This is a genomic window from Pseudomonas sp. SAS7, assembly GCF_052112345.1.
GTDB lineage: Bacteria > Pseudomonadota > Gammaproteobacteria > Pseudomonadales > Pseudomonadaceae > Aquipseudomonas > Aquipseudomonas putida_Q.
On sequence record NZ_JBEGGO010000001.1, the window covers coordinates 250,694 to 275,789 of the forward strand.

The following is a 25,096-nucleotide window of genomic DNA, read 5'->3' on the forward strand; positions in this document are numbered from 1 at the left end:
CTGTCCCAAGCCCTGATCCTTCAAGGAACCCACTTGGCATGATGCCCCATGAGTCAAAAGCCCACTGCGCAAATGATTGCTACTGATAGGTTTGGGCCTCACCGAACATAAGGCCCTGCAACCTCATCGAAGATTGCATGACTGATTGCTTTCAGTTGATTAAGTAACCCTTAACGTATCGCACTGTGTTCTCCAAGGTGCGTGTCATGTCGGGATGCGTTAGCTGATACCTTTGTTCCAGTTGCTTGCTATGGCGCATATCGAAGCGCTGCGCCTGAATGAAATTCAATGATTCGGCGCTGATCGCGAATCGGGCCGCCAGTCCAGGAATCGACAAAAGCCAGCGAAGCAAACCTATCGCTACATGGCGGCGGGGTGCCTTGACCTCCAGCATTTTTGCCAGCTGGCCAAGCATTTCCTGCAAATGGGGCGTGCGCTCATAGAGTGCCAGCACCTGCTGGTTGGCCATCAAGGGGTCGAACGCCACGCAGGTTATCATCGCCACCAGATAGTCGACGCTGACCACTGGCAACCAGTGCTCGGGGGAACCGGGGACAGCTTTGAACCTGCCTTGTGCCAGATTTCGAATGAGTTCGACCAGGGGTTGTCCTTCCAGGATGTGCCCACTCTCACTGTGGCCACACACCGTAGCAGGATGAACGACCGTGTAATCGGCGCCCGCTTCCTGCATGTAGCGCGTAACTGCGAAATGGGACTCAAGCTTGCTGCCTTCGTAGCCACCCACCCGGTCGTAGACTGCGGGCCAGTTTGTGTTTTCAGGGCGCTCATGATCAACCCCGATACTGGCAAGGTGGGTAAGGTTTTGCAGCATGTAGCCGCCCACCATCAGTAATCGAATGCGCTGGTTTGCCGTAAGCCTGGCGACCCTCAGCGCCCCCTGCACATTGACTGCGTGGGCGTGCTCCATGCTTAGCCCCCAGGTAAATTGCGCCGCGAGGTGAAAGGCCACAGCGGCCGAAGACACGCGCTGCTTGTCTGCCTCGCTGAGCCCAAGCGCCTCCCTGCTCATGTCGCCCTCAACGGCATGAACATATCTAGGGTTACCGCCCAGTTGCTCCACTTGTTGTCTGAGCCGCCCAATGTTTTCAGGGCTGCGCATAAGTACCCAGGTCTTGTGTCCTGTCGCAGTAAGACGGGCCAGCAAATGTTGACCCACAAACCCAGTGCCGCCGGTAACGAAGCATTCCACACTCATGCCTGACTCCTTGTTTGGATGATGGGTGCAGGCTAAGGTGTAGAGTCTGCTCTACAGTCAAGGGAATTTACTGTGAACGTTGGAGAGTTGGAGCGCCGAAGTGGAATTAGCCGCCATGCATTGCGCTATTACGAAAAACTCGGGCTTATCGTGGCCCAGCGGCAGGCCAACAACTACCGCAGCTACAGCGATCAGACGGTTGTCGATCTGGGTTTTATTCAGAATGCCCAAAGCATGGGTTTTTCCCTCTCGGCAATCGGCGAAATCCTCGCCGCCAAACGGGGTAATACCATCGATTGCGCACAAGGCGCTGCCCTGGTCGCCAGCAAGATGGCTGAAATTCAAGCGAAGATCAGCACTCTGCAAGCCACGTATGGTTTTCTCGATGCAGAGCGTGTGAAGCTTGAAGCCAGTGCCATAGCCCAGGGACTGACTATTTCTTACCCTCCCCTCCCTGGGCATGCGTCGAAGCCATAGCACTGTCCATCCTTTGCTCTCAACGCGTTTTACTCCCTCTTTCGTGAAGTTAGCGCTGAGGGTCGTTACTCGGCACGGCCAAGCCAATCAGCCGCGGACTCAGGTGAAAATCTGCCAGTGGTGAACGAGCTACGGCCAAGGTATGCGGGCGAGGTGAGGTTGCAGGCAAAAGAAAGCCCGCTGCTAGGCGGGCAAGGTCTATCACACGTAGGGATGGTGGTAATGTCTCCCAAGCGATGTGAAAAATTAGTCAAGGAAACGTCCAAGCAATCTCATCGCCGCAACATTGAGCCAAGGCCAGCGTTGCAGCGACGGGCTGCTGCTGCCGCGTCAGTGACTATTCACCCAGTACAGATAGCACACCACCTGGGCTACAGAATCCTGAGGCCATGCGGCGTTTCGAGACCCAATGCCCCCGGTAGTGAGCGGCCAGCAGCCCAAAGCGCACACCGGCCCTTTAGTCATTTTCGTGAATCCGGTACCAGTTCGCTGTTCTTGATGTTAGCGATTGGCCCTAATATCGAGGGATCGAACTCATTCAAGCGTTGTGTGTTGGCGAATCGTCGAGGTAGATCGGGATTTGCCAGCGCAGCCTTACCTATTGCGATGATGTCGGCGCCCTCTTCCAGCACGGATGAGGCGTGCTCTGCCCTGTGCAGGTCCCCGTTTGCAATCAAAGCTATCTCTGGAGCATAGCGACGTGACAACGATACAAGACTGCTGTGGCCATTAATGAATGCCGGTTTCCAGGCTTGATGTTCAGTGACGTGAATGAAGTCGACGGCCGCGTCACTCAGTGAACCAAAGATGACCTCCGCAGCCTGCTCACCCTCAGCCCATTTATGATCGAAGTCGTTGACCTTACTCTGCGAGATTCTTACACCCACCGGCAACGTTCCGACTGCCAGCCTTACCGCTCTCACAACTTCAAGGGTTAGGTTCATACGGTCTCGCAGCCCCCCTCCCCAACGGTCATTACGATGATTTGTGTAGTCAGTCAGGAACTGATCAAGCAAATACCCGTTGGCACCATGGATCTCGATACCATCGAAACCTGATCTCGGCATCGAAGCCTTTGCTGACGATCTTGCCACCGGCCTCATAGCAGCATGGGTTGCCGATCACGGTTTCGGCGTTGAGCAGCATGACCTCGTTCTCGCGCTTGGTGTAGTACACCGCAAGCGAGAGATTGGCTTTCTTGTCGAACAGCTCAGCTTTGGTACCTAGCTCGTAAGTGTCGCCGGTCATCGGCTTGAGAGACTGGTGATCGGTGCCCAGGTAATTGGTCTGCGGGGTGTAGATCTGGCTGTAGCTGGTGTACAGCGACCACTGCTCGTTCAGGGTGTAGACAAGCCCACCGAACGGGGTGATCACCCCGCTTTCCTTGCCGCCAGTTGGGTAAACCTTGCCATCGGATGGGGTCACGCTGGTGATGTTGTCGTCGTAATCCGAGTAACGTGCGCCAACGATCAGTTTCAACGGCTCGGCCAACTGCGCGCGCAGGGTCGCGTAAGCGCCACTCTTGCGCTGGTTCCACGCGGGGAAGTTGATGTACATCCCGGGCATGGCACCTTCAGGCTGATTGCTGATGTCGTCCTGACGTGGGTCGACCGGGATGTTGGCCATGCCTAGACGGAATGACTCGAAACCGCGCCGGGTTTCCTGATGGTCGATACCGAACAGCACCTCGTGCTCCAGGCCGAATGCACGAAAGCGCCCGGAGACGTTGGCGTCGTAAAGGTCTTGGTCAATGGTGTAATTGCGCCCCCAGCGTGAGAACAGCGAGCCTCTTCCAGTCGTGCTGTCGAGGGTACCGGTTGCCTGGCCGATGTTCTGGGTGATGTCTTGGCTGTAACGTGTATTAACTGCCGTTGACCTTCCAGTCTTCATTGAAGGCGTGCTCCAGTTTGACCAACAGCTCGTTGGTTTCGTAGTTTGCTGTGGACCAGTCCGCGCCCAGTGATGTGTCGCGGGACAAACCAATGTCGTCGCCAGTGTTGTACCGAGGCAGTCCACTGTCCCAGTAACCCTTTATCTTGCGCCACTGGTGACTGCCGCCAAACGTCAGCAGCGTATCCGGTGTGAGGTCGGCTTCAAGGATCCCATAGTAGATTTCTTTGTTGCTGTTGGTGGTGTCGTAGAAATAATCGCGATCTTCGACGGCGACCACACCTCGCCCACGCAAGCGACCATCTAAACCGAGCGGCCCGGTGACATCGACCTCCTGGCGATAGTTGTCCCAGCTGCCCGCCGAGATGTTGGTCTTGAGCTGGTTGAACGCCAATGGCTTCTTACGCACCAGATTGAGGGTGCCGCCAGGCTCACCGGTCCCGCTGAACAGGCCATCAGAGCCTCGCAGGATCTCGATATGGTCATACATGGCCATGTCTGGCAACGACTGATAGTTCTGCTGGCGGATCGCCGGAGCACCGCCGTCAGTCTGCACGCTGGTGACCTCGAAACCACGGGAGTAGAACTTGGTATCTACGCCGCTTGGATGAATGGGAACCGTTAGAAAGTCATCCGCATATTACGGTTCAGACAATGCTCTGGATCGGAAACTGATCCCCAGAGTTACCTACTAGCGGCGTGTCCGCTATGGGTAAGCAGACATCCGGCTGCTTCTTCAACTGGGAACCTAATAACGGAAAGCCAACACTTCTCCTGCTGCGATGCGTGAGAAAACAACGTGAGGATCTGTTTGGCACCAGTATCTAAAGAAAAAAAGGAGAGGTTCATCCTCTCCAAAAACCTGCGTCACTGGGCTCTCAATTGGTAACACCAGTTTGGGCGCCTCCCATTGCTGTGCGAGAACACCAATTGGTTGGCCTGACGCGCAGATAATCCAGGTAGCTTCATCTCCACTTATGCTGGGCAGGTAGTGCATGGTCTGTATGGCTTCTAACGCTGTACGCAATGTTGCAGTCGGATCCAGCTTGACTGAGTTGGCATGGCTGATCAGATCGTCACCCGCGTGGACGCTGTCTCGATCAATGGCAAGTATCAGCATCATGACCCCCTGAGAAAATTGTATTCAGACTACACAGCGTATGGGGCTGAACGGGGAGCTGTCCACAGTCTGCTGCTCGGCCATACAAAGCTGGAGAGCACCGTTCGATATTTGTGTATTGAGGTCGATGACGCTCTGGAGATGGCGGAACAGACTGAGGTTCGACAATGCATAGCGACGGTCGAGATCAGACCGTCGCTAATCGACCCAAAGCAGGCATTCTGTGTCCTTGTCGGCAGCCCAATAGTCACATATGATACTAAGTCTCATTTGCATCGTTCTTGTGGCCGCCAATGGCATCCGTCGATACCGCTCAGTTCACTGCTCTATACGAACAGCAACACCGCTGGTTGCGCAGCTGGCTGTATCGGCAATTGAGCTGCTCACACCGCGCTGCTGATTTGATGCAGGACACCTTCATGCGTCTGTTGGCCAGTAACGAGGTGATTGAAGTCCGCCAGCCTCGGCCTTTCCTGGCCAAGGTGGCACGCAGTGTCCTGTCAAACCACTACCGCCGCACACGCCTGGAAAAAGCCTATCTGGATGCGATCCAGACGGAAGACGAAAACGTGCTGCCGGACCTGGCGACCCAATTGATTATTTTCGAGACGCTGGTTCGACTCGACGAAGCACTCTGTCAGTTGGATGTCGCCGTCAAAAAGGCATTCCTCTGGTCGCAACTGGATGGGCTGAGCCACGGGGAAATTGCCGAGCGGCTGGGTATTTCAATCGCTACCGTCAAGCGCCACATCATCAAGGCAGGTGCGCAGTGCATGCTGGTGACGGAAGCGCTGGAATGACGATCACCGAAAGCGCGTTTACCCGAGAACCCACGCCATCACAGCAAATGTATGAGGAGGCGATGGCGTGGTGGCTCGATATGCAGGAAGCCAATTTCGATTCACCCGCACAGGCCGCTTTCATGGCATGGCGTAGTGAACACCCCTTGCATGAACTGGCCTGGGAGAAGGCCTTGGCCCTGGCTGCGCAGCTGGACTCATTGCGCACCCGAGGCGATCCAAACCTTGCCCGACAGGCCCTGTTGCTTTCTTCTCAGGAAGGGCTGAGCAGACGACGTGCCATCAAGGGCCTGGCCTTGCTGCTGACCACAAGCGCGGGTGCCTGGTTGGCCAGAGACAGCGAAGTGGTTTCGCGCTTGAACGCCGATTACGCCACGGGCGTTGGCGAGCAGCGACGCGTCGCGCTGAATGCCAATCTGTCGTTTGATCTCAATACCCGCAGCGCGATAAATGTTCGTCATACAGATCATAGCTGGCACCTTCGATTGCTCAGCGGCGAGATCCTCGTCGACACGGTTTTGACCCAGACACTTTCCATCGAAGCCCCTCAGATCCGCGCGCAGGCGTCCTCGGCGCGCTTCACGGTACGCCAGTTGGACAATGGTTCGACTCAGTTGGCGGTCTATCGTGGCTCACTTCAGGTAAACCCGGCAAAAGCGAGCACGTGGACTTCCTTGCAGGCAGGGCAACTGGCTCGTTTCGGGCCGCTCGGGCTGCTGGATCAGGATGCACTGCAAGCAAACGCTGCGGCCTGGACAGAAGGCATGATCGTCGCCAACGGCCAACCGCTCCGGGCTTTCCTGGATGAACTGGGTCGGTATCGTCATGGGCATCTCGGGTGCGACCCCGCATTGGCAAACCTGCGTGTATGGGGCACCTTCCCGCTGGCAGACAGCGATCGAATCATCGATGCCGTTGCCCAGACGCTGAAACTGGATGTCCAGCGTTTCACTCGCCTATGGGTCAACTTGCGCGCCTTGCCGGCAACCGTTTGAACTTTTTTCGTCTTCGATGAGCCGTTTTGATTTCTGGCGAGACTTATAGGCCATACATCAAAAAACATCGGGGAACTTCACATGCATCACCGCAGTATTTCGTCGTGCTACGCAACCCCGCTCGCCAGCACCCTGGGTTGCGCCGCGGCGGTTCTGATTGCCAGTTCATCGCCAGTGTGGGCAGCCGCCGATAGCAGCGTGCAACACTACGAAATCCCCGCGGCCCCGCTGGGCACTGCGCTCAATCACCTGGGCCAGCAAGCCCATTTGTTGTTGTCGTTTCCCAATGAATTGATTGCCGGACAAAACAGCTCTGCCTTGAAGGGTGATTACACGGTCGACGGTGCGTTACACGCGCTGCTTGAGGGCAGCCAGCTCATAGCGGTGCGCCAGCCGGATGGGCGATACATCCTCCAGCGAGCGCCGGCCTCAACCGCGCTGGAGCTTCAAAGCATTTCAATTTCGGGCAAAGCACCCGGGTCTACTACAGAAGGTACCGGGCTCTACACCACCTACTCATCCAGCAGTTCGACCCGTCTGAACCTGACCCCCAAAGAGACCCCGCAGTCGCTGACCGTCATGACCCGCCAGCGCCTGGATGACCAGCGCCTGACCAATCTAAGCGATACCCTCGATGCCACACCGGGCATCATCGTGTTGCGCGACGGGCTGGGTGCCGAATCCGATGGTTACTTCTCGCGCGGCTTCGAGGTTCAGAACTTTGAAATCGATGGTGTGCCCACCGTCAAGCGCATGGACAATTACACCCAGAGCATGGCCATGTATGACCGGGTGGAGGTGGTGCGCGGTGCTACCGGCCTGATCAGCGGCCTGGGCAGCCCTTCAGCGACGATCAACCTGATCCGCAAACGTCCTACCTCCGAGGCTCAGGCCAGCGTCACCGCAGAAGCTGGTAACTGGGACCGCTACGGAACCGGCTTTGATGTATCTGGCCCGCTGACCGAAACCGGCAACGTACGCGGTCGTCTGGTCGCCGACTTCAAGACCGAGCAGTCATGGGTAGACCGCTACAAGCAGGACTCGCAGCTGATCTACGGCATTACCGAGTTCGACCTGACTGAAGACACCCTGCTGACGATGGGCTTCAGTTATCAACGCACAGACGTTGACTCGCCCATGCGCTCCGGCCTGCCGACCCGCTTTACCGACGGGTCTCGCACCAACCTCAAACGCTCGCTCAATTCGGCTCAAACGTGGTCTTACAACGACCATGAACAAACCAGCTTTTTCACCTCGATCGAACAGCAGTTCGTTAATGGCTGGAGCGGAAAGATCGAGCTGACCCACTCCGAAAACAAGTTTGATGAAGTCTTCAACTACGTCAACGGCAGCCTCAACCCGGACGGGAGCGGCACCACACAGTTGCCAGTGCGCTTCTCCGGCATCCCACGCCAGAACAACATCGATGCCTACCTGACCGGCCCGTTCGGTCTGTTGGGCCGCGAGCACGAATTGATCGCCGGCGTAACCTTGTCCAACTACTACGAGAACGTGCCAAGCTACGGCGGTTGGAAATACGACTATTCCGGCTCTCCGGCTGGCGCGATCGACAACCTGCTGAACTGGAACGGCGGCTCGCTCAAACCGGAATTCGACGTCACTGGCAAATCCACTGTCGACGAAACCCAATACGCCGCTTATCTCGCTACGCGCCTGCACGCCACCGACAATCTCAGTGTCTTGCTGGGTAGCCGCGTGATCGATTGGCATCGTGACATCGAGGATAAACCCTACAACGCCGAGCAGACCAAGACCAAGGAGTCGGAAACCGGCGTCTACATTCCGTATGCTGGCGTGGTGTATGACGTCAACGATACGTGGTCGCTGTATGCCAGTTATACGAAAATCTTCAACCCACAGTCGTCCTGGGTTCGCGACATCGACAACAAACCACTGGATCCGATGGAGGGCACCGGGTATGAAGTCGGCGTCAAGGGCAGCCACTTCGACGGCAAGCTGAACTCCAGCGTCGCGCTGTTCAAGATCGAGCAGGACAACCTGGCGATCTGGATCGATACTCCAGGCGGTAACACGTATAAGTCGGAACAGGGAACCACTACCAAAGGCGTTCAATTCACCCTGGACGGAGAGCTGGCCGAAGGCTGGCAGGCATCTGCCGGTTATGCTTATGCCGTCAGCACTGACGCTGACGACCAGCGTATCGTTACCACCTTGCCTCGCCACAGTCTCAAGACCTTCACCAGCTATCGCCTGCCGGGGATTCTGAACAAGCTCACCCTTGGCGGCGGTGTGAACTGGCAGAGCAAAACCGGTGCCGACCTGCACACCTTCACTCAGGGTAACTACGCCGTCACCAACCTCCTGGCTCGCTACGACTTCAACCAGCATCTAAGTGCGTCCGTCAATCTGAACAACGTGTTCGACCGTGAATACCTCAGCTATGCCGGTGACCACGGTATGTACGGTGCTCCAAGAAACATCATGACGGGTCTCAAGTACAACTTCTGACGTTCACGCGCTTCGTGCTGAACCGGAGCCATCTGTTTCAATCCAGTATCGACGCCCGCAAATCCATGGGCAATCGGCACCATTGGAATCGATGGCTCGGGAGAGTGTGGGCCCACGCCGGCGTTCAGAGGTTCTGGGCGGAGCAATCCAAACATGCCCTGGATGAGTCATAGGCGGTTGCATGCAACCGCTGGCAGTGACATTGGCAGGGCAGGAGCTGTCAGAAACTACCCTTCAAGGTCACCATGTAGTTGCGCTGCCATCGATCCAGGCGTCAAGGGCCAGTTCGGCGCCCCGCCACTGGCGGTCGTGGTAGTCGTGGGCTTCAAAGCGTAATCCATCCCGTAACCAGCCCATGTAAAGCTACGATCGCCCCTGCCACGGTGGCCACAAAAATGAAACGCTCAGCGCCGTTGAAAACAGGTAAGGCTTGTTCACGCCGGGCCTTTATGTAGAGCAACGTGCCCGGCGCGTAAATCACCGCAGATAGCAGTAGGTACTTCAAACCTCCCGCATACAGCATGAGCAGTGCATAGGCCGTCGCCAGGACGGCGATTACCAGATCCTTCGCGCGAGTTCCTCGATCCAGCACGTATGTTTCGCGGGCTCTGGCGAGTTTGAGCGCATACGCTGCCACCAAAAGGTACGGAACCAGCGTCAACGAACTCGTCAATTCCAGTGCCAAAGTAAACGCGTACTCGGTGAAGAACGTCAAAACCAGAAAGAACTGCACCAGCAGTGTTGTCAGCCAGAGTGCGGCAGCGGGTACTTTGTGGGCATTTTCACGGCTCAGGAATTGCGGCATTGCCTTATCATGGGCTGCCGAGAAAAGCACCTCTGCCGCCAGCAAGGTCCAGGACAGGTAGGCCCCTAGCACCGACACAAGCAAACCAACGCTAATGAAGATTGCCCCCCAGCGCCCCACGATCGCCTCCAGTACTCCGGCCATGGAAGGTTGGCGCAAGTCGGCAAGTTCGGGGCGAAGCATCACCCCGTAACTCAGCAGGGTGATCAGCATCAGGAGGCATAACACGCCCAAAAATCCCAGTACTGTCGCAACGCCGACATCTTTGCGATTGGCTGCGTAGCGTGAGTAGACGCTGGCACCTTCGATGCCCAAGAACACAAATACAGTGACCAGCATAGTGGCGCGCACCTGCTCGAACAGTGAGCCGTCGGCAGCCTGCGCGGCCTCGACTGCCGCATGACCCACGCGGCCGTAATCGTCTGGATGCGCGAGGTCGGGCGACGTGACCGTGAGGGCGTCACCCCAGAAGTTCAGCATGAACAGATTGCGGTCGAAGGCCGCGACGAGCACCACGACGAAAACCACGATGGGAATCATCTTGGCGATGGTAGCAACCGTGTTGATCACCGTAGCCTGCTGCACCCCTCGAAGGACGAGAAAGTGAAACCCCCACAGCAGCACGGATGATGCAGCGATTGCGGCAAGCGTATTGCCGTCGCCGAATACTGGAAAGAAGCTGCCCAGTGTGGACTTGATCAAAATAAAGTAAGAAACGTTTCCGATGCATGTGCCGGCCCAGAAGCCGAACGCAGAGGCAAAGCCAAGGTAGTTGCCGAAGCCCGCTCTTGCGTACGCATAGATGCCGGAGTCCAACTCTGGTTTTCGGCGTGCGAGGTTCTGGAAGACGAATGCCAGCATCAGCATCCCGACGCCAGCGATTGTCCAGGCAATGATTGCGCCCAAACCACCTGTGGACCTTGCAAAGGTCGCAGGTAGCGAGAAAATTCCTGCACCTATCATGGAGCCCACGACAAGTGCAGTCAGCGCTACGGCATTGAGCTTTCCTTCGGTAGGCGCGCTCATCAGGTCTATCCTTGACGTTCGACTCGCTGATTAAAGACGATGCTCGCCGATTGATCCAACCAAAAGCAGTTCTCGGCCGAAATCAGCGTGTTACAACAGCTTTGGCTGGCGAGTTGCCGTTGGCGAGCGTCCGCGTCCGACCCATTGCGCACGTTCAGTCCTGATGTCCTTGCACAAAACATATGGAAATTCGTATATTCGAATTTCCATATTAATTGGTGCAGCCATGATTACACCACCTGATGTGTTCAAAAGCCTGTCCGACGAGACCCGTGCTCGCGCCACCCTGCTGATCGTCAGTCTCGGTGAGCTATGTGTCTGCGAACTGATGTGCGCGCTGAACGACAGCCAACCCAAGATCAGCCGCCACCTCGCACAGCTGCGCAGCAATGGCATGCTGTTGGATCGCCGCCAGGGGCAATGGGTGTATTACCGTCTAAACCCCGAGCTGCCAGCCTGGGTGCATGAAATGTTGCAGGTGACCTTGCAGGCAAATTCGCAATGGTTGGCCGACAACTCTCTTCGGCTGAAGAACATGGACGGCCGCCCCGTCCGTGACGCTGCCTGCTGCTGATCAACATCGAGCGAGATCTTCATGCTGGTCGCCATTGCAGTCTTTGTTTTCACTCTCATCCTGGTCATCTGGCAACCGAAAGGGCTTGGCGTTGGCTGGAGTGCCGCGCTCGGTGCCCTCATTGCCCTGGCGGCGGGTGCCGTCTCGCTGCACGACATCCCGACCGTGTGGGCCATTGTCTGGAATGCCACCGCCACCTTCATCGCCGTCATCATCATCAGCCTGCTGCTGGACGAGGCCGGTTTCTTCGAGTGGGCCGCACTGCACGTGGCCCGCTGGGCAGGCGGTAGCGGCTACCGCCTGTTCGCCTTCTGCGTCCTGCTCGGTGCTGCCGTGTCGGCGCTGTTCGCCAACGATGGTGCGGCGCTTATCCTCACACCCATCGTCATGTCGATGCTGCTCGCGCTAAGGTTCTCGCCCGCCGCAACGCTGGCCTTCGTCATGGCCGCTGGCTTCATCGCCGACACGGCGAGCCTGCCGCTGGTAGTCTCCAACCTGGTGAACATTGTCTCGGCCGACTACTTCAGGCTGGGCTTCAGCGAATACGCCTCGGTGATGGTGCCGGTGAATTTCGCCAGCGTGGCTGCAACCCTGCTGGTGCTGTTCGTGTTCTTCCGTCGTGATATCCCGAGGCAGTACACGGTCGCGGCCCTGAAGACGCCAAGCGAGGCGATTCATGACCGCGCTACCTTCAATGTCGGTGGCTGGGTGCTGCTGGTGATGCTGATCGGCCTGTTCGCCCTGGAACCACTGGGTATCCCGATCAGTGCGGTCGCTGCAACTTGTGCGGCAATCCTTTTTGCCGTCGCCGCTCGCGGGCACCGCATCTCCACCCGTCGTGTGCTGCGCGAAGCGCCTTGGCAGGTGGTGATCTTTTCTCTTGGGATGTACCTGGTGGTCTACGGGCTGAAGAACGCCGGCCTCACCGATATGCTCACCCACTTGCTCAACCGACTTGCGCAGCAAGGGCTGTGGGCTGCCGCCATCGGCACCGGGTTGATCGCTGCATTGCTGTCCTCGGTCATGAACAACATGCCCAGCGTGCTGGTCGGCGCCTTGTCGATCCAGGCCAGCGAGGCGCAAGGGCTGGTGCGCGAGGCGATGATCTACGCCAACGTCATCGGCTGCGACCTCGGCCCGAAAATCACACCCATTGGCAGCCTCGCCACCCTGCTCTGGCTGCATGTGCTGGAGCGCAAAGGCATGCGCATCACCTGGGGTTACTACTTCAAGGTCGGCATCCTGCTGACGCTACCGGTGCTGTTGATCACCCTTTCGGCCCTGGCATTGCGCCTGAGCCTCTGACATCCGCCACGAAGCGGAGGAGCCCCCATGCGAGTCCTGTTCATGTGCACGGCCAACAGCTGCCGCAGCATCCTTTCCGAGGCCATGTTCAATCACCTGGCGCCTCACGGATTTGAAGCCGTCAGCGCCGGCAGTTTCCCGAAAGGCCAGGTGCTGCCTCGCAGCCTGATCACCTTGCAGCATGCGGGCATCTCTACTGAAGGGCTGAGCAGCAAGGGCAATGACGCGTTCCAGGGTTGCCCTCCTGACATTGTCATCACCGTTTGCGACAAGGCTGCCGGCGAAGCTTGCCCGGTGTATTTCGGCCCTGCACTGAAGTCGCACTGGGGACTGGAGGACCCGTCCGATGTCGTGGGTGATATGCCGTCGGTAGACGCTGCGTTCCGCGCCACGCTGGCCCGGATCGAGTCACGCTGCCAAGCATTCTTCGCACTGCCTTTCGATAACCTCGACCATGAGCAGCTCAAGCATGAGCTGGATCGCATCGGTACCCTTTAAGCAGGAGGAAACATGTCCGAGCAACTGCCCAATCTCGACCTTGCCCTGTTCGATGTATCGCCAGCGGCAACCCGTTCCAGCGTGCACAAACCGCGCATCCTGCTGCTATATGGGTCGACCCGCGAACGCTCTTTCAGTCGCTTGCTGGTGGAAGAAGCCGCACGCCTGCTGGAGCACTTCGGTGCAGAAACGCGGGTGTTCAATCCGTCGGGCCTGCCGCTGCCTGACGATGTACCTGTCGACCACCCCAAGGTGCAGGAACTGCGTGATCTGGTGCAGTGGTCGGAAGGCCAGGTGTGGTGCTCTCCAGAGCGTCATGGTGCGATGTCTGCGGTTTTCAAGGCACAGATCGACTGGATCCCCTTGGCGCTGGGAGCGCTTCGCCCCACCCAGGGCAAGACCCTGGCAGTCATGCAGGTGTGTGGCGGCTCGCAGTCGTTCAACGTGGTCAACCAACTGCGCGTGCTCGGGCGCTGGATGCGGATGTTTACCATCCCGAACCAGTCCTCGGTACCCAAGGCCTACCTGGAGTTCGACGACGCCGGGCGTATGAAGCCTTCGCCGTACTACGATCGCGTTGTGGATGTGATGGAGGAACTGGTGAAGTTCACCGTCCTGCTGCGTGATCGCCAGGAATTCCTGGCGGATCGCTATTCGGAACGCAAGGAAAACGCCGAGCAACTCTCTGCCCGTGTGAACCAGCGCTCGATCTGAGGGTGTGCCCGGAATGTCCGCTATGGGTCAAAAGCGACCTGTCGTGAATTGCCGATTTCGACCCATTAGCGATCGTCAGGCCGCCTGCTGGATCAGTGCCTGACGCAGGACGTCCGCCAAACGCTTCAGGCCTTCATCCAGCTTGTCGGGAGCAACATGGCTGAAGTTCAGCCTCAGGTGCCCTGGATGTTTGTCAGGCTCTGGGAAGAAGGGCTCTCCGGGCATGAACGCCACATTGGCCGCCAATGCCGGTTCGAGCAATGCCCGGGTATCGATGGGGTGCTTGAGCGTCAACCAGAAGAACAACCCTCCCTCTGGCATCTGCCACTCGGCCAGGTCGGCGAAGTGCGTCTCCAATGCGGCCTGGAAAGCGTCTCGACGACCCCGGTAATAGCGGCGTAACGCTTCAAGATGACGCTCAAGCCTTTCTGTTTCCAACCATTGAAGCACCTGCCATTGCCCAACCCGACTGGTGTGCAGGTCCGCCGATTGCTTGAGCCGCAGCAAGTGCGGGAACAGGTCGGGGCTGGCAATCAGGTACCCAACCCGCAAGCCGGGCAGCAAGGTCTTGGACACAGTGCCGGTATAAATCCAGCTGGTGGTGTTCAGACGGCTGACAACCGGCATGGCCGCGACGCCGTCGAAGCTCAGCTCTCGATACGGCTCATCTTCGATCAATGTGACGTTGAACTCATCGAGAAGCGCCGCGACTTCGTCCCTTTTTCTGTCGCTGTAGCGCAGCCCCGACGGGTTCTGAAACGTTGGAATCAGATAGATGAACGCCGGGCGGTTCTGGCTCAGCAGTTCGCGCAACGACTCCAGATCCGGGCCATCGCGCTCCATCGGCAGCGAAAGGCAGTGCGCACCGAAGAACTGGAAGCTTTGCAACGCAGCCAGATAAGTAGGGGCTTCCAGCAACACCGGCGTCCCTTTGTCGATATACAGTTTTGATGTCAGGTCCAGAGCCTGCTGCGAGCCGCTGAGAATCAGCACTTGGCTAGCCTCGCACTTGATTCCCAACGCCCGGGCTTCCCTGGCCAGCGCCTCACGCAACATCGGCTCACCCTCGCTCATCCCGTACTGGCCCATGCTGGTGGGCATTTCAGCCCAGTCCACAGAGGGCAGCATCTCCTCTGCCGGCAGGCCCCCTGCAAAAGACATCATCCCTGGGCGCTGCGCGGCGGCCAGAATTTCACGAATCAAAGAGCTTTTAAGGCGCGAAACACGTTCAGAAAATGCCATGGATCACCTCTGGCCAAGCGCGAACAATATAGGTCAAACTCCTTTACCTAAAGTAGAACGCTCGTCGAGAATAAGTCAACATGATTGACCTAAAAAACCAGGAAGCACAGCAGCAGGCCATGGAAGCGTTTTTCTTTGGCTATCAGGCGTTCACCACCAAGGCCGACGAGATGCTTGAGCGCAGGGGCTTGGGCCGTGTGCATCAGAGGATCGTTTTTTTCATAGCCCGGCACCCGCACCTCAGCGTCAAGGAGCTGCTGGCCCTGCTCGGCGTGACCAAGCAGGCGCTGAACATACCGCTACGGCAATTGGCAGAGATGGGATTAGTGGACAGCGCGGCATCGCACACCGACAAACGGATGCGTTTGCTTCAGCTGACCAAAGAAGGCTCGCGACTTGAGCAAATGCTGCGACGTGAACAAGTAAAGCTGCTTGAGCGGGCATTCGGTGAGGCCGGAGAGGCGGCAGTAGCGGGATGGCTGGCTGTTAATGCGGCATTGGGCAAGATACAACATTCAACGTGAACCCGGATGCCCGGAACATGCGCATAATGCCAAAGCCGCCCATTATGGCCCTTGCCCTAATTCCACTCAGCTTCAGATGGCAGCCGACTGCCTCAACCTCCGACTCAACCCAGGCGTCTTACCCGTAACACGCTTGAACGCCCGACTGAACGCCGCCTGAGACGTATAACCCAAACGCTGCGCGACCTCTTCAATAGGCAACCTTTCCAGCGTCAGCCACTGGCTGGCAAGCCGCATTCGCACTTCGGTGACGTAGCGCAGCGGGGTCATGCCAATCGTCAATTGAAAACGCTCCGCAAAGACCGAGCGGGACGTATTGCATTGCTCCGCCAACTGCTCGACGGTCCAGTCGCGGCCCGGTTGTTGATGCAGCGCCAAAAGTGCACCTGCCAGCCGCGGATCGCGCAGGGCCGCAACCAGGCCGGAGGCGTTACCGCAGGCGCACTCGACCCAACCTCGAACGACCATGGCGGCGACCACGTCAGCCAATCGCGCGAGGATGCCGGCGAAACCGACGCGTGCAGCGCTGACTTCGCGCTCCATGGTGGTGAGAATAGGCACCAGCCCGGGGTACCGCTGGCCACCCGCATCAATCAGCATCAGGCCCGGCATCAGCTTGCCAAGGCCATGGAGGCTGCCTAATTCGAACTCCATGCATCCACTGAAAAAAAGCGTGGTCGGCATGGGGCCGGCATCGGTCCCGGTATTCACCGCGCTGACGGCGTCGCCGAGAGGCTCGCCGTCCAGAAGGTCAATTTCCTGCACGGGCACGTGCGTATGCGAGAGCAATTGATGGGCCGCACCATGGGAGATGAAGACGGCGTTACCGGCGGACAGCGCATAGGTTGTCCCGTCTTCCATGCGCAGCACCGCGTTGCCGACCGCCAGGAAGTGGAACCAGGCATGCCCGGGTTTGCCAGCGAAGCCCAAGCCGAAGGCCGGGCCCGCTTGGATACGCCGGTAGTCGACACCGCGCAGGCGCATGCCGCGCAACAGCTCGTTGATGAGATCGGAAGAAAGGGAAAATGGGTCTTTCGGCATTATCCAGGTGTTTTGGTCAAAAAATTGAGTTTTTAGATCATAGATCATCCAAATTCTCGCGCCTAGACTACGGGTCAATTGAAGATTGGGAGATCCGTGCAATGACTGACCTTGTATGCAAGGCCGTACCCGGCGCCGGGCCGGATGCAGAACCTGCAACCCCCGCGTGGATGGCTGTATTCTCGTTGGCCATGGGCGTGTTTGGCTTGCTGACCGCTGAGTACCTTCCGGCCAGCCTGTTGACGCCCATGGCGACCGAGTTGGGGGTATCCGAAGCGCTGGCTGGCCAAGCGGTAACGGTGACAGCCGTGGTGGCGCTGTTCGCCGGCCTGTTGGTGCCAGGCCTGACTCGCAGTATCGATCGCCGCTGGGTGTTGCTGGGTTTTTCCACGTTGATGATCGCTTCCAATCTGTTGGTCGCCGTTGCCTCCAGTTTCGCGGTGATGTTGTTGATGCGTATCTTGCTGGGCATCGCGCTTGGCGGGTTTTGGAGCATGGCGGCGGCGGTGGCGATGCGTTTGGTGCCGGGGGCTTTGTTACCGCGCGCACTCTCGATCATTTTCAGTGGCATCGCCATCGGGACGGTGGTTGCGGTCCCGCTGGGCAGTTATCTGGGTGGGCTATATGGCTGGCGCAGCGCGTTCTTTGCAGCGACGGCGGTGGGTGTGGTGACCCTGGCTTTCCAGGCACTCACGCTGCCGAGCCTTGCGCCGCGTCGGCCGGCACGCCTGCGCACGGTGCTTGAGGTGTTGCAGCGTCCAGGCATTGCTATGGGGATGTTCGGTTGTGTGCTGGTGCACAGCGGCCACTTCGCGATGTTCACCTATGTTCGGCCATTCCTCGAAGGTACGACCGGCATTGGCCCGCAGGGGCTGTCGCTGATGTTGCTGGGTTTTGGTGTGGCGAACTTTGTCGGCACATTGGTGGCCGGGTGGATGCTTACTCGTCACCCGTTGGCCACCCTGGTGTTGATGCCCGCGCTGGTGGGCGTTGCGGCACTGGCCCTGGTCCTGCTGCCGGCGTCGGTGCCAGGGCAGGCCTTACTGCTGGCGGTCTGGGGCCTGGCCTTTGGGGGTGTGCCGGTGGCGTGGTCGAACTGGGTCGCCAGCGCGGTCCCTGACCAGGCGGAAAGCGCCGGGGGCATGGTGGTAGCGTCTGTACAGTCGGCCATCGCCACAGGCGCAGCCGCTGGTGGGGCAATGTTCAGCCTCGGAGGCAGCGCAGGCGTATTCATGGCGGCGGCCGTGCTGATGCTGCTGGCCGCGTTGCTTATTGCACTGCGTGTGCAAGTTCCTTCGGTAGATGGCGCTTTGCTGAACGGGTCCGCACGCCATTGAGAACTTAGCTCTCAAAGCGGCTTTTCAGGCGCAGGCCCTTGGCTTGCCCCAACGGCTGGTGCAGCGAGTCTAGCTCGGTCAACAGCGCGTTCAGGGAAAACGGCTCGATGGCCGGTTGCGACTCGCCACTGGTAAACACTTCGCGCAGGCCGGTGAACAGGGCGCTGATTTCCCGCCCGGACACTTCGATATCGTGGAAGATCTCCATCAGGCGTTCATGCTGGCCCTGTTCGACCATACGCTCGCCGACGTACGCCAGGGAGGCAATCGAGGCCAAGGGTTGCATGGTGCCGTGGTAGGCCGCACGCACAAATCGCGTGCTGGCTTCAGCCTTTTCACGGACTTCCACGGCTTTTTTCGCCTCCTGGTCAAACAACGCCTTCAGGGCATCATCCGCTTTCTGTTTCTCGCGGTGGACGCGAAAGTTCGCTTGCTCCAGGCTGTCGTTCTATCTGTTAAGTGCGAGGGATTTAACATAGCCCTCCCGCGCAGGTAGTGTGCTGCTTGGCCTGGCCGGCGCGGTGCATGCTGAAGACGGATCCCAACGGGCTGAACAGTTCAAGCAGAACTTCCTGGCGGAGCAAGCTCGCCTGTGGGGCAATGATGCGGCCGAGCAGAAACCGCAGATCGCCCAGGTACAGGCCAAACAACAGCAGCAACAAGCCCACCCACAAACGGCAGTAAGCAAAGACTTCTGATAGTAAAAACTGCCCAGCATTATTGGGGCTGCTTTGCAGCCCTTCGCGGGCTCGCCCGCTCCCACAGAACGTAATAGCGCACCGAGCACACAACCTGTGGGAGCGGGCGAGCCCGCGAAGGGCCGCATCGGGGCCCCAATTGCTTAACTGACTGGTATCAGGCTGATGCCTGGCTTTTTCGTGGGAGCCAAAGGCTGGGCCATCGCCTACAGGGCATCGGGTAGCGCCAGCACCGCCAGCAGGTTGTCTCTGGTCGTTTGAGTGCAAGGCTGCATCGGCTCGCGCAGCTCGTCAGTCATCAAGCCCTGTAACTGCAATGCCGCCTTGACCACGGCCGGGTTGGGCTCGGCAAAGGCCATCCTGATCCAGGGCAGCAACTGGTAGAACGTGCCACGCGCAGCCGCCCAGTCGCCGCTATCCACCTGCCGCAGCATCCGCACGTAAAGGTGCGTATGCACATGGGCCGAAGCCGAAATGGCCCCTGCACCGCCCAGGCACAGGTTGTTGAATATCTGCAGGTCTTCACCGGCCAGCACTTGGGCATGACCGTCCTGGATCAAGGCCATGGTGGTTTCGCTGTCGCCGCTGCAGTCCTTGACTGCCGCGATACGGGGGTGGCGCACGATCCGGCGCAAGGTTTCGCGCTCGATGCGCACGCCGGTGCGGTAAGGGATGTCGTATACGATCAACGGCACGCTGGCGGCATCCGCTACGGTATTGAAGAAGACCTCTATGCCGGCCTGCGAAGGGCGGATGTAGCAAGGCGCCGGTACCAGAAGCCCAGCAATGTCACGCCGCTGGATTTCGGCCTGGAAGGCCAGCAACTCACGCAGGTTGTAACCCGACAGGCCCATCACCACCTGGCCTGGCGCCACCCAGGCCAGCACGGCATCCAGCACAGCCAGCTGCTCGGCCTTGGACAGTGCCGCCGCCTCCCCCGTGGTACCGCACACCACAAAACCGGCCACGCCGTCTTCGAGCAGCTTCTTCACCAGCTGTTCCAGGGCGGCGAAGTCAACTTCATTGGCGCGCATGGGTGTGACGAGGGCGATCCAGATACCACGGAAATTCGACATGCAAAAACTCCTGATGTTGACCGAAAGTCAGCGTCAGGGGATGAAGAGTCGAAGTGGTCTGGCAGGGATACCTGGCGCCTTCTGTCTCGTCAGCCCATCTGACGAGACAGCGCGCCTCGGTCAGATGAGCGGCTGTTTCTTGGATTTCTTGGCAACGGCAACGCACGCCCCTGCCAGGGCAATGAAGCCCGAAGCGGAAATGGCGCGGTTGAATGTGGACATCATGAGAAGGCCCGTTGCGTAGGTATGGCTGGATAATGGTGGGGCGGCGGACCAGATGTCAACCTTGTGTTGCCCAGGTAGAGCATCCCGATGTGCGGTATGGTTACCAGTCAGGCAGATGCTGATTTACCGGAGACACGCATGCTTCGCATTTTTGAACGCTGGCTAGACCCCTTTCCCCCTGACGAAGTACCGCCGCCACCAGTTGGCCTGCTGCGCTTCATGTGGGCCTGCACCCGTGGCGCCCGCGGCTACATTCTTGCCTTGGCGCTGCTCAGTGCCGGGGTGTCGATTTACGAAGCCTGGCTGTTTGCCTTTCTCGGCCAGGTGGTCGACCTGCTCTCGGCCTGGCAGGCCGGTGGCGCCGCCGCCAGCACGCAGGAAAGCCATGTGCTGTGGGGGATAGGCATCGTCCTGGTTACCAGCATCGGGCTGGTGGCGCTGCGCACCCTGGTGCAGCACCAGGTGCTGGCAATCAATCTGCCGCTGCGCCTGCGCTGGGACTTCCACCGCCTGATGCTGCGCCAGAGCCTGTCGTTCTTCTCCGACGAGTTCTCTGGCCGGGTTACCACCAAGGTGATGCAGACAGCGCTGGCGGTGCGCGAAGTGTTGTTCACGCTCATCGAAATCCTGCCCGGCATCGGCGTGTACTTCATTGCAATCATCGCCCTGGCCGGCGGCTTTGCCTTGAAGCTGATGCTGCCGTTCATTGCCTGGCTCGTGCTGTTCGGGCTGGCCATGCTGTATTTCGTGCCACGCCTGGGCAAGGTCGGGCAAGAACAGGCCAACGCACGGTCGTCGATGACCGGGCGGATTTCCGATGCCTACACCAACATCACCACGGTGAAGCTGTTCTCGCACTCCAAACGCGAAGCGCACTTTGCCCGTGCAGCCATGGAGGACTTCAAGCAAACCGGCTTTCGCCAGATGCGCCTGGTCAGCCAGTTCGAAATCGTCAACCAGGCACTGGTAGTGGGCTTGATCTTTGGCGCAGGCGGCTACGCGTTGTGGCTGTGGCACCAGGGCCAGGTCGGCACAGGGGCGGTTGCGGCCATTACCGCCATGGCCCTGCGTATCAACGGCATGTCGCACTGGATCATGTGGCAGATGACCTCGCTGTTCGAGAACATCGGCACCGTGCAAGACGGCATGGCCACCCTCACCCGCGGCCCCAAGGTACAGGATGCGCCGGATGCCACCGAGTTGGTAACCCGCGGCGGCGGGGTGAGCTTCGACAAGGTCAGCTTCAACTACAACGGCGAGCGCCAGGTGCTCAACGACTTGACCCTGCATATTCGCCCAGGCGAAAAGGTGGGGCTGGTCGGCCGTTCCGGCGCCGGCAAGTCCACCTTGATCAACCTGTTGCTGCGCTTCTACGACGTGGACAGTGGCGAAATCCGCATCGATGGGCAGAACGTCGCCAAGGTGACGCAAGACAGCCTGCGCAGCGCCATCGGCATGGTCACCCAGGACACCTCGCTGTTGCACCGTTCGATTCGGGACAACATCGCCTATGGGCGCCCGGACGCAACCGACGCGCAAATCCGCGCCGCTGCTGCAAATGCCCAAGCCGATGGTTTCATCAGCCAGCTCAGCGACCGCCAGGGCCACAACGGGTACGACACCTTGGTGGGCGAGCGCGGTATCAAGCTGTCTGGCGGCCAGCGCCAGCGCATCGCCATTGCCCGGGTCATGCTGAAGAACGCACCGATCCTGCTGCTGGACGAAGCCACCAGTGCGCTGGACTCGGAAGTGGAAGTGGCGATTCAGGAAAGCCTGGACGAAATGATGCAGGGCAAGACCGTCATCGCCATCGCCCACCGGCTGTCGACGATTGCCGCCATGGACCGGCTAATCGTGATGGATGAAGGGCGCATCATCGAGCAAGGTACCCACGCCGAATTGCTGGCGAAGAATGGTACCTATGCCCGGCTGTGGCAGCACCAGAGTGGTGGGTTCCTGGGTGAAGACCAGGGCGTGGCCGAGGCGGTTGAATAGGCTCACCTGAAGCTGACGCGGGCATTGTGGGAGTGACCTTGCCGGGGCGCTCCCACAAAAATCGCGCCTACCAGAATCTGGTACTTCAGCCAAACACATGCGAAGGCCGGCGCAGCACCGGGTCGAACGGGTTCACCCGTTCGCCAATCGCCGCCGCCTCGCGCTTGAGCAATGCCACCACGGTCGGCATGCGGTTGGGCCCTAGGCGGTCGCTGATGGTCGCCACGCTCAACGCTGCCACCGCATGGCCGTTACGGTCCAGGATCGGCACTGCCAGGCCGGCCATGCCGTCGAGTACTCCGGTGTTGCGCCCGGCGTAGCCGAGGGTGCGCACGTTGTCGATTTCGGCACGCAGCAACACTTCGTCGTAATGGTGAAAGTCCTTCAACCGCGGCAGGTTGTAGCGGATCACCTCGTCCCGCTCCTCCTCAGGCAGGAAGGCCAGGATCGCCAGGCTGCCCTGCCCCACGCCCAACGCCACGCGGCCGCCGATGTCGCCGGTAAAGGTACGGATCGGGTACGGCCCTTCGCTGCGGTCCAGGCACACGGCATCGAACCCCGAGCGCGCCAGCAAAAACAGCGAATCGCCCAGCGAAGCCGACAACCGCAGCAAGCTGGGGCGCACCACATCGCGCAGGTTGCCTGCCTGCCCGGCCTTGGCCGCCAGGGCGAAGAAATCCAGGCTCAGGCGATAACGCTTGCTGGCGGCGCACTGGTCGACCATTCCTTCCTCGATCAGGCTACGCAACAGCCGGTGGGTAGTGGGCTGCGCCAGGCCAACTCGCTGGGCCAGCTGACTGACCTTTTCGCCCTCGCCGCTGCAATCACCCAGTGCACGCAACACGGCAAACAAACGGGACACCGCACTGACGCCAACTTCCCTGGCCTGTTCATTTCGTTTACCGGAATCCATTTTTCGTTAAACCCACAGTAATTTCATTGAGTGGAATAATTTCAAAATAGCTGTCACTCAGTGAAATTACTCTTTGTCGCCATCCTAATCATTGCCCTACTCTCCGGTCCATAGGGCGATATCACAACATCGGCCGCCGCCATAGAAGCGAGCGCCAACGTCCGTAAAAGCTTTGCTTTTCGCCGCTGGCGCTCTGCCCACCCTGAAACTGCCGGGTTACCCCGGTTCCGTTTGCGATGGAGCACAGCCATGACCTTTCTGTTGATCGACAAGCTTTGCAAGCGCTATGGCGCTACGGAGGCAGTGGCCAGTTCGTCACTGGCCATCGAAAAAGGCGAGTTTGTCTCCCTGCTCGGCCCTTCCGGCTGCGGCAAGACCACCACCCTGCAGATGATTGCTGGCTTCGTCGAGGTCACCAGTGGCCGCATCGTCCTCGACGGCCGCGACATCACCCACGCCAAGCCGGCCAGCCGGGGCCTGGGCGTGGTGTTCCAGAGCTACGCGCTGTTCCCGCACATGACCGTGCGCGACAACGTTGCCTTCGGCCTGCGCATGCGCAAGGTGGCCAACGCCGAGATCGCTCGGCGCGTCGACCAGGCGTTGGCGTTGGTACGCCTGGACAAGCACGCCGAACGTTACCCGCGTGAACTGTCCGGCGGCCAACGCCAGCGTGTAGCCCTGGCCCGCGCACTGGTGATCGAACCGCCGGTGCTGCTGCTGGACGAGCCGCTGTCGAACCTGGACGCACACCTGCGCGAAGAGATGCAGTTCGAAATCTGCCGTATCCAGAACGAAGTAGGCATCACCACCCTGATGGTCACCCACGACCAGGCCGAAGCCCTGTCGATCAGCGACCGGGTAGTGGTGATGGAAGCCGGGCGCATCACCCAGATCGATGACCCTTACCGCCTCTACGAGCACCCGGGCACGCCGTTCATTTCCGACTTTGTCGGCAAGGCCAACCGCCTGCATGGCGTCACCGGCCCCGGCGGGTTACCACAGGCAGCCGCCCAGGGCCCGCTGACCCTCAGCCTGCGCCCAGAGAAGATCAGCCTTGAAGCAGCCGGCAGCGGCAAGCTGGCAGGCCGCGTCAGCTGCCGTTACTTCCTTGGCAGCCAGTGGCTGTACCGCGTCGATACCGCCTTGGGCAACCTGGCGGTGGTCCGCGCCAACGATGGCAGCGCGCCGCTGGACGAAGGTACCCAGGTGGGCCTGGACTGGAACGATGCCCTGCTGCGGGTGCTGAACACAGCCGAGGTGGCCGCATGAGTACGGCAAAACTGCGCAGCAACACCTGGGGCTACGGCCTTAGCAGCCCGGCCCTGCTGTTGTTCCTGGCGTTGCTGGTGATGCCGCTGGGGCTGACTGTGCTGTTGTCGTTCAACGCGTTCGACTACACCAGTGGTATCCAGGCCGGCCAGTACACCTTCAGCCATTACCTGAGCCTGGTGACCGACACCTATTACTACGAAATCTTTTTCCGCACCTTCTGGATCAGTGCCCTGGTCACCTTGTTGTGTGTGCTGATCGGCATCCCCGAAGCCATGGTCCTCAGCCGCATGGGCGCGCCGTGGCGCTCGATCTTCCTGATCCTGGTGCTGACCCCGCTGCTGATTTCGGTGGTGGTGCGCGCCTTCGGCTGGAGCCTGCTGCTGGGCTCTGACGGCCTGATCAACCAAGGCATCAGCGCCCTCGGCGGGCAGCCGGTGAAGCTGCTGTACACCCCGTTTGCGGTGATCATCGGCCTGGTACACGTGATGCTGCCGTTCATGATCATCCCAGTGTGGACCTCGCTGCAAAAGCTTGACCCGGCCGCCGAGCAGGCCGCGCTGTCGCTGGGCGCCAGCCAGTGGACGGTATTCCGCCGCATCGTGCTGCCACAGATCATGCCCGGTGTGCTGTCGGGCACGCTGATCGTGTTCGGCCTGGCCGCCAGCTCGTTCGCCATCCCGGGCCTTCTGGGCGGGCGGCGGCTGAAGATGGTCGCCACCATGATCTACGACCAGTACCTGGCCGAACTGAACTGGCCCATGGGCGCCACCATCGCCGTCGCCCTGCTGCTGATCAACCTGCTGGTGATGCTCAGCTGGAACCGGCTGGTCGAACGCCGCTACAAACGCGCACTTGGAGTGTGA

Annotated in this window: 25 protein-coding genes and 2 pseudogenes; 16 read left to right on the plus strand and 11 right to left on the minus strand. The window is 59.4% G+C overall.

What is annotated here, in order from left to right; genetic code table 11:
* Nucleotides 1-151: 151 nt before the first annotated feature.
* A complete protein-coding gene (locus ABI582_RS01185) occupies nt 152-1,216 on the minus strand; it encodes an SDR family oxidoreductase (RefSeq protein WP_442118136.1) in 1,065 nt (354 codons plus the stop codon).
* A gap of 72 nt (nt 1,217-1,288) precedes the next feature.
* Here ABI582_RS01185 and ABI582_RS01190 point away from each other — a divergent pair, with 72 nt between their 5' ends.
* The gene (locus ABI582_RS01190; RefSeq protein WP_338747050.1) at nt 1,289-1,693 is read left to right on the plus strand and encodes a MerR family transcriptional regulator; all 405 of its coding nucleotides are present in this window, start codon (nt 1,289-1,291) and stop codon (nt 1,691-1,693) included.
* A 461-nt stretch (nt 1,694-2,154) separates the two neighbouring features.
* Here ABI582_RS01190 and ABI582_RS01195 read toward each other — a convergent pair.
* The 3 genes and pseudogenes from ABI582_RS01195 to ABI582_RS01205 all read right to left on the minus strand — a co-directional run.
* A pseudogene (locus tag ABI582_RS01195) lies at nt 2,155-2,784 on the minus strand (oxidoreductase); the annotation flags it as partial.
* Nucleotides 2,702-3,583, minus strand: a complete 882-nt coding sequence (locus tag ABI582_RS01200) for a TonB-dependent siderophore receptor (protein WP_442118137.1) — start codon at nt 3,581-3,583, stop codon at nt 2,702-2,704. The gene ABI582_RS01200 and the pseudogene ABI582_RS01195, both read right to left, overlap by 83 nt.
* The gene (locus tag ABI582_RS01205; RefSeq protein ID WP_442118138.1) at nt 3,555-4,139 is read right to left on the minus strand and encodes a TonB-dependent siderophore receptor; all 585 of its coding nucleotides are present in this window, start codon (nt 4,137-4,139) and stop codon (nt 3,555-3,557) included. The genes ABI582_RS01200 and ABI582_RS01205 overlap by 29 nt, the downstream gene beginning before the upstream one ends.
* 8 nt (nt 4,140-4,147) lie before the next feature.
* Here ABI582_RS01205 and ABI582_RS01210 point away from each other — a divergent pair.
* A pseudogene (locus ABI582_RS01210) lies at nt 4,148-4,258 on the plus strand (GNAT family N-acetyltransferase); the annotation flags it as partial.
* 73 nt (nt 4,259-4,331) lie between these two features.
* Here the strand turns inward: ABI582_RS01210 and ABI582_RS01215 are convergent.
* Nucleotides 4,332-4,706 carry a hypothetical protein gene (locus ABI582_RS01215; RefSeq protein WP_442118139.1) on the minus strand — a complete coding sequence of 125 codons (375 nt, stop codon included), beginning with the start codon at nt 4,704-4,706 and terminating at the stop codon, nt 4,332-4,334.
* A 290-nt stretch (nt 4,707-4,996) separates the two neighbouring features.
* On the opposite strand from ABI582_RS01215, the gene ABI582_RS01220 reads away from it, so the two are divergent.
* The 3 genes from ABI582_RS01220 to ABI582_RS01230 all read left to right on the plus strand — a co-directional run bounded on the left by ABI582_RS01220 (nt 4,997) and on the right by ABI582_RS01230 (nt 8,988).
* Nucleotides 4,997-5,503 (plus strand): sigma-70 family RNA polymerase sigma factor, encoded by a 507-nt coding sequence (locus tag ABI582_RS01220; RefSeq protein ID WP_338747023.1) that lies wholly within the window; start codon nt 4,997-4,999, stop codon nt 5,501-5,503.
* Nucleotides 5,500-6,498 carry a FecR domain-containing protein gene (locus tag ABI582_RS01225; RefSeq protein ID WP_442118140.1) on the plus strand — a complete coding sequence of 333 codons (999 nt, stop codon included), beginning with the start codon at nt 5,500-5,502 and terminating at the stop codon, nt 6,496-6,498. Before ABI582_RS01220 ends, ABI582_RS01225 begins: the two co-directional genes overlap by 4 nt.
* Before the next feature lie 81 nt (nt 6,499-6,579).
* On the plus strand, nt 6,580-8,988 hold the full coding sequence (locus tag ABI582_RS01230) for a TonB-dependent siderophore receptor (RefSeq protein WP_442118141.1): 2,409 nt from the start codon (nt 6,580-6,582) through the stop codon (nt 8,986-8,988).
* 325 nt (nt 8,989-9,313) lie between these two features.
* On the opposite strand, the gene ABI582_RS01235 is transcribed toward ABI582_RS01230, so the two are convergent.
* A complete protein-coding gene (locus ABI582_RS01235; RefSeq protein WP_338747020.1) occupies nt 9,314-10,819 on the minus strand; it encodes an amino acid permease in 1,506 nt (501 codons plus the stop codon).
* A gap of 226 nt (nt 10,820-11,045) precedes the next feature.
* Here ABI582_RS01235 and ABI582_RS01240 point away from each other — a divergent pair, with 226 nt between their 5' ends.
* From ABI582_RS01240 to arsH, 4 genes are read left to right on the plus strand one after another with little or no spacing between them, the layout of a single operon-like run.
* Nucleotides 11,046-11,393, plus strand: a complete 348-nt coding sequence (locus tag ABI582_RS01240) for a metalloregulator ArsR/SmtB family transcription factor (RefSeq protein ID WP_442118142.1) — start codon at nt 11,046-11,048, stop codon at nt 11,391-11,393.
* Between the two features lie 21 nt (nt 11,394-11,414).
* Nucleotides 11,415-12,698: an arsenic transporter gene (locus ABI582_RS01245; RefSeq protein ID WP_442118143.1), complete on the plus strand. Its 1,284-nt coding sequence runs from the start codon at nt 11,415-11,417 to the stop codon at nt 12,696-12,698.
* A gap of 27 nt (nt 12,699-12,725) precedes the next feature.
* Nucleotides 12,726-13,196 carry an arsenate reductase ArsC gene (locus ABI582_RS01250; protein ID WP_442118144.1) on the plus strand — a complete coding sequence of 157 codons (471 nt, stop codon included), beginning with the start codon at nt 12,726-12,728 and terminating at the stop codon, nt 13,194-13,196.
* A gap of 12 nt (nt 13,197-13,208) precedes the next feature.
* Nucleotides 13,209-13,910 carry an arsenical resistance protein ArsH gene (gene arsH / locus ABI582_RS01255; protein ID WP_338747016.1) on the plus strand — a complete coding sequence of 234 codons (702 nt, stop codon included), beginning with the start codon at nt 13,209-13,211 and terminating at the stop codon, nt 13,908-13,910.
* A 75-nt stretch (nt 13,911-13,985) separates the two neighbouring features.
* Here arsH and ABI582_RS01260 read toward each other — a convergent pair whose 3' ends face one another.
* The gene (locus ABI582_RS01260) at nt 13,986-15,152 is read right to left on the minus strand and encodes an aminotransferase-like domain-containing protein (protein ID WP_338747015.1); all 1,167 of its coding nucleotides are present in this window, start codon (nt 15,150-15,152) and stop codon (nt 13,986-13,988) included.
* Between the two features lie 80 nt (nt 15,153-15,232).
* Here ABI582_RS01260 and ABI582_RS01265 point away from each other — a divergent pair, with 80 nt between their 5' ends.
* Nucleotides 15,233-15,676, plus strand: coding sequence for a MarR family winged helix-turn-helix transcriptional regulator (locus ABI582_RS01265; RefSeq protein ID WP_338747014.1), 444 nt, complete (start codon nt 15,233-15,235; stop codon nt 15,674-15,676).
* A gap of 72 nt (nt 15,677-15,748) precedes the next feature.
* Here the strand turns inward: ABI582_RS01265 and ABI582_RS01270 are convergent, their stop codons facing one another.
* Nucleotides 15,749-16,717: an AraC family transcriptional regulator gene (locus ABI582_RS01270; RefSeq protein ID WP_442118427.1), complete on the minus strand. Its 969-nt coding sequence runs from the start codon at nt 16,715-16,717 to the stop codon at nt 15,749-15,751.
* 101 nt (nt 16,718-16,818) lie between these two features.
* Here ABI582_RS01270 and ABI582_RS01275 point away from each other — a divergent pair, with 101 nt between their 5' ends.
* Complete coding sequence (locus ABI582_RS01275; RefSeq protein ID WP_442118145.1) at nt 16,819-18,054, plus strand: MFS transporter; 1,236 nt, start codon at nt 16,819-16,821, stop codon at nt 18,052-18,054.
* Between the two features lie 4 nt (nt 18,055-18,058).
* Here ABI582_RS01275 and ABI582_RS01280 read toward each other — a convergent pair whose 3' ends face one another.
* Complete coding sequence (locus tag ABI582_RS01280) at nt 18,059-18,403, minus strand: hypothetical protein (RefSeq protein WP_442118146.1); 345 nt, start codon at nt 18,401-18,403, stop codon at nt 18,059-18,061.
* 148 nt (nt 18,404-18,551) lie between these two features.
* On the opposite strand from ABI582_RS01280, the gene ABI582_RS01285 reads away from it, so the two are divergent.
* Nucleotides 18,552-18,752 carry a hypothetical protein gene (locus tag ABI582_RS01285; protein ID WP_306378836.1) on the plus strand — a complete coding sequence of 67 codons (201 nt, stop codon included), beginning with the start codon at nt 18,552-18,554 and terminating at the stop codon, nt 18,750-18,752.
* A gap of 206 nt (nt 18,753-18,958) precedes the next feature.
* On the opposite strand, the gene dapA is transcribed toward ABI582_RS01285, so the two are convergent.
* Nucleotides 18,959-19,828, minus strand: coding sequence for a 4-hydroxy-tetrahydrodipicolinate synthase (gene dapA / locus ABI582_RS01290; protein WP_442118147.1), 870 nt, complete (start codon nt 19,826-19,828; stop codon nt 18,959-18,961).
* On the opposite strand from dapA, the gene ABI582_RS01295 reads away from it, so the two are divergent.
* Complete coding sequence (locus ABI582_RS01295) at nt 19,827-20,072, plus strand: hypothetical protein (RefSeq protein ID WP_442118148.1); 246 nt, start codon at nt 19,827-19,829, stop codon at nt 20,070-20,072. The two genes, dapA and ABI582_RS01295, sit on opposite strands and share 2 nt — an antisense overlap.
* A gap of 119 nt (nt 20,073-20,191) precedes the next feature.
* Nucleotides 20,192-22,048: an ABC transporter ATP-binding protein gene (locus ABI582_RS01300; protein ID WP_338747000.1), complete on the plus strand. Its 1,857-nt coding sequence runs from the start codon at nt 20,192-20,194 to the stop codon at nt 22,046-22,048.
* Nucleotides 22,049-22,133: 85 nt separating this feature from the next.
* Here the strand turns inward: ABI582_RS01300 and ABI582_RS01305 are convergent, their stop codons facing one another.
* The gene (locus ABI582_RS01305) at nt 22,134-22,961 is read right to left on the minus strand and encodes an IclR family transcriptional regulator (RefSeq protein WP_442118149.1); all 828 of its coding nucleotides are present in this window, start codon (nt 22,959-22,961) and stop codon (nt 22,134-22,136) included.
* Nucleotides 22,962-23,210: 249 nt separating this feature from the next.
* Between ABI582_RS01305 and ABI582_RS01310 the strand changes: the two genes are divergently transcribed.
* Nucleotides 23,211-24,230, plus strand: coding sequence for an ABC transporter ATP-binding protein (locus tag ABI582_RS01310; protein ID WP_442118150.1), 1,020 nt, complete (start codon nt 23,211-23,213; stop codon nt 24,228-24,230).
* Nucleotides 24,227-25,096: an ABC transporter permease gene (locus ABI582_RS01315; RefSeq protein ID WP_016500285.1), complete on the plus strand. Its 870-nt coding sequence runs from the start codon at nt 24,227-24,229 to the stop codon at nt 25,094-25,096. The genes ABI582_RS01310 and ABI582_RS01315 overlap by 4 nt, the downstream gene beginning before the upstream one ends.

Coding starts and splice junctions, on each gene's coding strand:
- ABI582_RS01185 (WP_442118136.1), bottom strand. CDS start 1,216: ATGAGTGTGGAATGCTTCGTTACCGGCGGCACTGGGTTTGTGGGTCAA.
- ABI582_RS01200 (WP_442118137.1), bottom strand. CDS start 3,583: ATGAAGACTGGAAGGTCAACGGCAGTTAATACACGTTACAGCCAAGAC.
- ABI582_RS01215 (WP_442118139.1), bottom strand. CDS start 4,706: ATGATGCTGATACTTGCCATTGATCGAGACAGCGTCCACGCGGGTGAC.
- ABI582_RS01220 (WP_338747023.1), top strand. CDS start 4,997: ATGGCATCCGTCGATACCGCTCAGTTCACTGCTCTATACGAACAGCAA.
- ABI582_RS01225 (WP_442118140.1), top strand. CDS start 5,500: ATGACGATCACCGAAAGCGCGTTTACCCGAGAACCCACGCCATCACAG.
- ABI582_RS01230 (WP_442118141.1), top strand. CDS start 6,580: ATGCATCACCGCAGTATTTCGTCGTGCTACGCAACCCCGCTCGCCAGC.
- ABI582_RS01235 (WP_338747020.1), bottom strand. CDS start 10,819: ATGAGCGCGCCTACCGAAGGAAAGCTCAATGCCGTAGCGCTGACTGCA.
- ABI582_RS01240 (WP_442118142.1), top strand. CDS start 11,046: ATGATTACACCACCTGATGTGTTCAAAAGCCTGTCCGACGAGACCCGT.
- ABI582_RS01245 (WP_442118143.1), top strand. CDS start 11,415: ATGCTGGTCGCCATTGCAGTCTTTGTTTTCACTCTCATCCTGGTCATC.
- ABI582_RS01250 (WP_442118144.1), top strand. CDS start 12,726: ATGCGAGTCCTGTTCATGTGCACGGCCAACAGCTGCCGCAGCATCCTT.
- arsH (WP_338747016.1), top strand. CDS start 13,209: ATGTCCGAGCAACTGCCCAATCTCGACCTTGCCCTGTTCGATGTATCG.
- ABI582_RS01260 (WP_338747015.1), bottom strand. CDS start 15,152: ATGGCATTTTCTGAACGTGTTTCGCGCCTTAAAAGCTCTTTGATTCGT.
- ABI582_RS01265 (WP_338747014.1), top strand. CDS start 15,233: ATGATTGACCTAAAAAACCAGGAAGCACAGCAGCAGGCCATGGAAGCG.
- ABI582_RS01270 (WP_442118427.1), bottom strand. CDS start 16,717: ATGCCGAAAGACCCATTTTCCCTTTCTTCCGATCTCATCAACGAGCTG.
- ABI582_RS01275 (WP_442118145.1), top strand. CDS start 16,819: ATGACTGACCTTGTATGCAAGGCCGTACCCGGCGCCGGGCCGGATGCA.
- ABI582_RS01295 (WP_442118148.1), top strand. CDS start 19,827: ATGCAAAAACTCCTGATGTTGACCGAAAGTCAGCGTCAGGGGATGAAG.
- dapA (WP_442118147.1), bottom strand. CDS start 19,828: ATGTCGAATTTCCGTGGTATCTGGATCGCCCTCGTCACACCCATGCGC.
- ABI582_RS01300 (WP_338747000.1), top strand. CDS start 20,192: ATGCTTCGCATTTTTGAACGCTGGCTAGACCCCTTTCCCCCTGACGAA.
- ABI582_RS01305 (WP_442118149.1), bottom strand. CDS start 22,961: ATGGATTCCGGTAAACGAAATGAACAGGCCAGGGAAGTTGGCGTCAGT.
- ABI582_RS01310 (WP_442118150.1), top strand. CDS start 23,211: ATGACCTTTCTGTTGATCGACAAGCTTTGCAAGCGCTATGGCGCTACG.
- ABI582_RS01315 (WP_016500285.1), top strand. CDS start 24,227: ATGAGTACGGCAAAACTGCGCAGCAACACCTGGGGCTACGGCCTTAGC.